At 69.4% G+C, this 6,051-nt stretch carries 6 protein-coding genes and 1 pseudogene; 5 read left to right on the top strand and 2 right to left on the bottom strand.

The genetic code is table 11. The features are described from left to right. On the bottom strand, positions 1-334 hold a 334-nt coding region (locus tag A612_RS15700; RefSeq protein ID WP_241209569.1), incomplete at its 3' end, for a winged helix-turn-helix domain-containing protein. Positions 335-413: 79 nt separating this feature from the next. On the opposite strand from A612_RS15700, the gene modA reads away from it, so the two are divergent. From modA to A612_RS15675, 5 genes are all read left to right on the top strand, one after another. Continuing rightward, a complete protein-coding gene (gene modA / locus A612_RS15695) occupies positions 414-1,172 on the top strand; it encodes a molybdate ABC transporter substrate-binding protein (RefSeq protein ID WP_081501214.1) in 759 nt (252 codons plus the stop codon). 48 nt (positions 1,173-1,220) lie between these two features. Then, positions 1,221-1,895 (top strand): molybdate ABC transporter permease subunit, encoded by a 675-nt coding sequence (gene modB, locus A612_RS15690; protein ID WP_040437206.1) that lies wholly within the window; start codon positions 1,221-1,223, stop codon positions 1,893-1,895. Continuing rightward, positions 1,892-2,977 (top strand): molybdenum ABC transporter ATP-binding protein, encoded by a 1,086-nt coding sequence (modC, locus tag A612_RS15685; RefSeq protein WP_019375381.1) that lies wholly within the window; start codon positions 1,892-1,894, stop codon positions 2,975-2,977. Before modB ends, modC begins: the two co-directional genes overlap by 4 nt. A gap of 225 nt (positions 2,978-3,202) precedes the next feature. After that, a complete protein-coding gene (locus A612_RS15680; RefSeq protein WP_019375380.1) occupies positions 3,203-3,817 on the top strand; it encodes a TRAP transporter small permease subunit in 615 nt (204 codons plus the stop codon). A 28-nt stretch (positions 3,818-3,845) separates the two neighbouring features. Continuing rightward, positions 3,846-5,666: a TRAP transporter large permease gene (locus A612_RS15675; RefSeq protein WP_019375379.1), complete on the top strand. Its 1,821-nt coding sequence runs from the start codon at positions 3,846-3,848 to the stop codon at positions 5,664-5,666. 110 nt (positions 5,667-5,776) lie between these two features. On the opposite strand, the pseudogene A612_RS15670 reads toward A612_RS15675, so the two are convergent. After that, a pseudogene (locus A612_RS15670) lies at positions 5,777-6,051 on the bottom strand (ABC transporter substrate-binding protein); the annotation flags it as partial.

The raw sequence follows: 6,051 nt of genomic DNA, 5'->3' as shown, positions 1-6,051 counted from the left end.
CGAGCGCCGCGGCACGCGCCTTGCCCGCCCAGCCCGCGGCGGCCCGTGCGCGGGCCTCGTGCATCGCATCAGCCGCCGCCAGCAGCTCCAGCCCAGCGGGCGTCAGGCGCGTGCCGCCACCGCCCGCGCCCCCGACGGTGCGCTCCACCAGCGGCACGCCCGCCAGGTTGGTCAGGGTGTCCAAGGCCTGCCAGGCCGCCTTGTAGCTCACCCCGACGGCACGTGCCGCCTGAGAGATCGAGCCGGCCCGGCCGATCTCGCGCAGGATCGCCAGGCGCCGGTCGGCCGGCCCGTGGCCCAGCGCGTCGCTGCGAAAGGAAGAGGGGTTGCCCATGCCCCGGATCATGCCGGATCATCGCTATACTCTTTCGCTATTCCATAATTGAATAGCGAGGCCCGATGTGCCCGATGTGATTGTTGCTTCCGCGCGCTCCCTTCCGCTCCTGCTGGCCATCGCCAGCCTGCTCACCCCTGGCGCCCGCGCGGAGGAAGTGAGCGTGGCAGTGGCGGCCAATTTCACGGCGCCCATGCAGGAAATCGCGCGCCTGTTCGAACAGGATACGGGCCACCGGGCCGTGCTCTCCTTCGGCGCGACGGGCAAGTTCTACGCGCAGATCGCCCAGGGCGCGCCCTTTGGCATCCTGTTGGCGGCCGACGATCGCACGCCCGAGAGGATCGGCAGGGAAGGGCTGGGCGATCCGCAGACGCGCTTCACCTACGCCATCGGCCAGCTGGCGCTGTGGAGCCGACAGCCGGGTTACGTGGACGCGGAAGGCCGCGTGTTGGCCCGAAACGACTGGCAGCACCTCGCCATCGCCAACCCGAAGCTCGCGCCCTATGGCCAAGCCGCCATGGAGACACTGGCGCGAATGGGCCTCACCGACCAGGTCCAGGGCCGCGTGGTACAGGGCGAGAACATCGCCCAGGCCTACCAGTTCGTCGCCTCGGGCAATGCCGAGCTCGGTTTCGTTGCCCTGTCCCAGGTGATGCAGGGCGGCCAGCTGCGCGCGGGTTCGGCCTGGATCGTGCCCGCGGACATGCACCGCCCGATCCGCCAGGACGCCATCGTGCTCAAGGGCGCGCAGGCCAATCCGGCCGCGGTGGCGCTGATGCAGTACCTGCGCGGCGAGCGGGCGCGGGCCGTGATCCGAGCCTACGGCTATGCTTTCTGAACCGATGACCCGCCCCGTGGGCCTGCGCCCGTGACCGCCCTGCCCGCCCTGCCCCTGGGCCCGGAGGATTGGGCCGCCATCCGCCTGACGCTGCGCCTGGCGACCACCACCACGCTGCTGCTGTTGCTGCTGTGCACCCCGCTTGCCTGGTGGCTGGCGCACACCCGCTCGCGCTGGCGCACGCCCGTCGGCGCGGTGGTGGCGCTGCCGCTGGTGCTGCCGCCCACCGTGATCGGCTTCTACCTGCTGGTGGCCATGGGCCCGGACGGGCCGCTCGGGCAACTCACGGACGCGCTCGGCCTGCGCCGGCTGCCCTTCACCTTTCCGGGCCTGGTGGTGGGCTCGCTGGTGTATTCGCTGCCCTTTGCGGTGCAGCCCCTGCAGCGCGCCTTCGAGGCGCTCGGCCGGCGCCCGATGGAGGTGGCGGCCACGCTGGGGGCGGCGCCGCTGGACCGCTTCCTCACCGTGGCGCTGCCGCTTGCCTGGCCGGGTTTCATCACGGCCGCCGTGCTGAGCTTTGCCAACACGGTGGGCGAGTTCGGCGTGGTGCTGATGCTGGGGGGCAACATCCCCGGCGTCACGCGCGTGGTGTCGGTCCAGATCTACGACCACGTGGAAGCCATGGAGTACGCGCACGCACACTGGCTGGCCGGCGGCATGGTGGTGTTCTCCTTCGTGGTGCTGGTGCTGCTGCAGTGGCTGCAGCCGGCGAGGCGCCCATGACGGACGCGCGCCAGATCCTCGCACGGCTGCGGCTGGAACGCGCCGACTTCTCGCTCGACGTGCAGCTGCGCCTGCCGGGCCGCGGCGTCACGGCCCTGTTCGGGCCTTCGGGCTGCGGCAAGACCACCTGCCTGCGCGCCATCGCCGGGCTGGAGCGGGCGGCGGGCAGCGTGCAGGTGAACGGCCAGCTCTGGCAGGACGATGCCACCGGGGCCTGGCGGCCCACGCACCGGCGTGCGCTGGGCTACGTCTTCCAGGAGGCGAGCCTGTTTCCCCACCTGGACGTGCGGCGCAACATGGAATATGGCCTGCGCCGGGTGCCCGCGGTGCGCCGGCGCGTGTCGCTGGAACGTGCGGTGGAGCTGCTGGGGCTGCCAGCGCTGCTCGGGCGCAGGCCGGGCACGCTCTCGGGCGGCGAGCGCCAGCGCGTGGCGATCGCGCGGGCGCTGGCGGTGAGCCCCGACCTGCTGCTGATGGAGGAGCCGCTGGCGGCGCTCGACGCGGCGCGCAAGGCGGAAGTGCTGCCTTACCTGGAGCAGCTGCAGCGCGAGCTGGACATTCCGGTGCTCTACGTCAGCCATTCGGTGGACGAGGTGGCGCGGCTGGCTTCGCACCTGGTGCTGCTGCAGGGCGGGCGGGCGATCGCCTCGGGCGCCCCGGCCGAGCTGCTGGTGCGCCCCGACCTGCCGCTTGCCCGGGGCGATGCCGCAGCCGCCCTGGTGGAGGGCCATGTGCGGGGCTGGGATGCGCGCGACCAGTTGCTCAGCATCGCGTTCGCCGGAGGCGAGCTGCACCTGGCGGCGGCCACGCCGCGCCCCGTCGGGCAGGCCGTGCGCGTGCGCGTCGCGGCGCGCGACGTCAGCCTGGCGCGGGTGCGCGCCGAGGGCAGCAGCATCCTGAACCTGCTGCCGGCGCGCATCACGCACCTCGGCCCGGATGGGCCGGGCCAGGTGCTGGTGGGGCTGGACGCCGGAGGCACGGCGCTGCTCGCGCGCATCAGCGCTCGCTCGCAGCGCGAGCTGGGGCTGGCCGTGGGACAGGCGGTGTTTGCCCAGGTCAAGGGCGCGGCGCTGGCGGACTGAGGCGCGCGCAAAAATTGTCGCAGCGTACGCATAATCCCTTATTGCTACAAAAAACATAGCTCTTCGTTGGCTGCAGACAAAGGCTCCCTAGGGTTTTGGCTACTGGCGGACCCCTGGTGTACATCCGTAGAATGCCGCCCTCGTAAATCTTTGTTCGGCGCACGCCCCAACCCCCGCGTCGCGCCGCGGCGCCTTGCCACCCCCGAGCCGTACTTTGGAGACACCATGCAGGCTTTACTCGCCCTATCCAGGGCCATCGACAGGCTGAACGCCTTCGTCGGGAGATATTGCATCTGGCTGATCTTTGCAGCCACCGTCATCAGCGCCGCCAATGCCGTGGTGCGCAAGATCTTCAACTACAGCTCCAACGCCTTCCTGGAGGTACAGTGGTACCTCTACGCGTGGTCCTTCCTGATCGCGGCGGGCTACACCCTGCTGCAGCGCGAGCACGTGCGCATCGACGTGCTCAACAGCCGCCTGTCCAAGCGCACCCAGGTCTGGATCGACATCTTCGGCTTCCTGTTCTTCCTAACGCCGGTGTGCATCCTGGTGTTGTGGCTGGGCGTGCCGATGCTGATCAGCAAGTTCCAGTCGGGCGAAGTCTCGGGCAACCCGGGTGGCCTGATCCGCTGGCCGGTGTGGGTGGCGCTGCCCGTGGGCTTTGCGCTGCTGATGCTGCAGGGCTGGTCCGAACTGATCAAGCGCATCGCCTTCCTGAAGGGCGTCGGGCCCGACCCCATGGGTCGCCTGACCGACAAGAGCGACGAGGAGGCCCTGATCGAGGCCCTGCGCCTGCAGACTGAGCAAGAGCGCCAGGCCGGCACGGCCGCTCCCCGCTGAACGTCCGACCGACCGGAGCACCTTTTCCATGGAATTCCTCACCTCCAATTTCGCCCCGATCATGTTCGCGGGGCTGGCCCTGTTTCTGATCCTGGGCTTCCCCGTCGCTTTCAGCCTGGGCGCCTGCGGCCTATTCTTCGGCCTGCTGGGCATCGAGCTGGGCGTCTTCCCGGCCACCATCCTCGCCTGGCTGCCCGAGCGGCTGATCGGCATCATGGCCAACGACACGCTGCTGGCCGTGCCCTTCTTCACGCTGATGGGCCTGATCCTCGAGCGCAGCGGCATGGCCGAGGACCTGCTCGACTCGGTCGGCCAGGTCTTCGGGCCGCTGCGCGGCGGCCTGGCGCTGGCCGTGATCTTCGTGGGCGCGCTGCTGGCCGCCACCACCGGCGTGGTGGCCGCCTCGGTGATCTCCATGGGCCTGATCTCCATGCCCATCATGCTGCGCTACGGCTACAGCCGGCCGCTGACCAGCGGCGTGATCGCCGCCTCAGGTACGCTGTCGCAGATCATCCCGCCCTCGCTGGTGCTGATCATCATGGCCGACCAGCTGGGCCGCAGCGTGGGCGACATGTACAAGGGCGCCTTCACGCCGGCCTTCATGCTGGTGGGCCTGTACGTGCTGTGGGTGGTGATCCTCGCGATCTTCAAGCCGCAGGCCGTGCCGGCGCTGCCGCCCGAGGCGCGCACGCTGCGCGAACCCAACGGCAGCGCGGGCTACACCTCGCTGGCGGCGGTGCTGGGCCTGTCGGCACTGGTCGCCTGGGTGCTGGAATCGCACATGGCGGACATCCACACCTGGTGGGAAGGCCGTCCGGTGGAGTTCGTGCCCACAGACGAGAAGATCGTGGTCGCAGCCTGTGGCGGCGCCTTCGTCGCCTGGGTCATCGCGATGCTCAACCGGGTCCTGAAGCTGGGTCTGCTCTCCAAGCTGGCCGAGCGCGTGACCTTCGTGCTGATCCCGCCGCTGCTGCTGATCTTCCTGGTGCTCGGCACCATCTTCCTGGGCGTGGCCTCGCCCACGGAAGGCGGCGCCATGGGCGCGGTGGGCGCGCTGATCATGGCCATGGCGCGCGGGCGCCTGTCCTGGAAGCTGCTCAAGCAGGCCCTGGGCTCGACCACGCGTCTGGCGTCCTTCGTGATGTTCATCCTGATCGGCGCCACCATGTTCAGCATGGTGTTCCAGGCGGCCGATGGCCCGCGCTGGGTGGAGCACCTGCTGGCCGACCTGCCGGGCGGCCAGGTGGGCTTCCTGATCTTCGTGAACGTGATGATCTTCTTCCTCGCGTTCTTCCTGGACTACTTCGAGCTGTCCTTCATCGTGGTGCCGCTGCTGGCCCCGGTGGCGGAAAAGCTGGGCGTGGACCTGATCTGGTTCGGCGTGCTGCTGGCGGTGAACATGCAGACCTCCTTCCTGCACCCGCCCTTCGGCTTTGCGCTGTTCTTCCTGCGCTCCGTGGCGCCCGAAAAACCCTATGTCGACCCGGTCACCGGCAAGCTCATGGAGCCGGTGACCACCATGCAGATCTACCGGGGCGCCATCCCCTTCCTGATCCTGCAGCTGACCATGGTCGGCATCCTGATCGCCTTCCCCGGGCTGGTCACGGGCAGCCTGGACAAGAAGGTCGAGGTCAACATGGACGCCGTGGGCGCGCAGATGCTCGAGAGCCTGAACCAGGGCATGGAAGACCCCTACGGCCAGGACGAGGAGCAACCCGAGGGCGACTCAGGCGGCGGCATGCCGACGCCCGAGCCGGCGCCGGGCGACGAGGGCGCGGCCGAGGACGACCCCTTCAAGGCCATCCAGGAGGCGGTGCAGCCGCCTGCGCAGCCGGGGGCGAGCCAGTAGGCAGCCCTGCCCTCTCCCTTGAACGAGGGAGAGGGCTTCCACCCCGGGTATCCAGGGCCAAAAAAAACCGCAGCGGCTGCTGCGGTTTTTTTGTTGGGCGGCGCGGACCCTTAGATCTTCACGCTGTTCATGTACTGGTTGAACGGGAACTCGGAGAAGCGGTTCCACAGGATCTGGTCGCGCTGGAAGGCGCGCATGTCCTGGTGGATCTTCTTGAACTCGGGCGACTTGGCCTCGTGCTCGGCAAACACCTCCATGCAGGCCTTGAAGCCGGCGTCGTTCACGGCCTTGGGGAAGGCCTTGAGCTGGGTGCCGCTGGCCACCAGGCGCTTGAGCGCCACGGGGTTCAGCGCCATGTACTTGGCCGTGCCGTCGGCGGCCGCCA

This window comes from Melaminivora alkalimesophila, assembly GCF_000282995.1.
GTDB classification, from domain to species: Bacteria; Pseudomonadota; Gammaproteobacteria; order Burkholderiales; family Burkholderiaceae_C; genus Melaminivora; species Melaminivora alkalimesophila.
This window is presented reverse-complemented; position numbering and strand designations above follow the sequence as displayed.

Bases quoted from the DNA above. Each gene is read 5' to 3' on its own strand.
- A612_RS15675 (WP_019375379.1), top strand. From the start codon at position 3,846: ATGGAATTCCTCACCTCCAATTTCGCCCCGATCATGTTCGCGGGGCTG.
- modC (WP_019375381.1), top strand. From the start codon at position 1,892: ATGACGGACGCGCGCCAGATCCTCGCACGGCTGCGGCTGGAACGCGCC.
- A612_RS15680 (WP_019375380.1), top strand. From the start codon at position 3,203: ATGCAGGCTTTACTCGCCCTATCCAGGGCCATCGACAGGCTGAACGCC.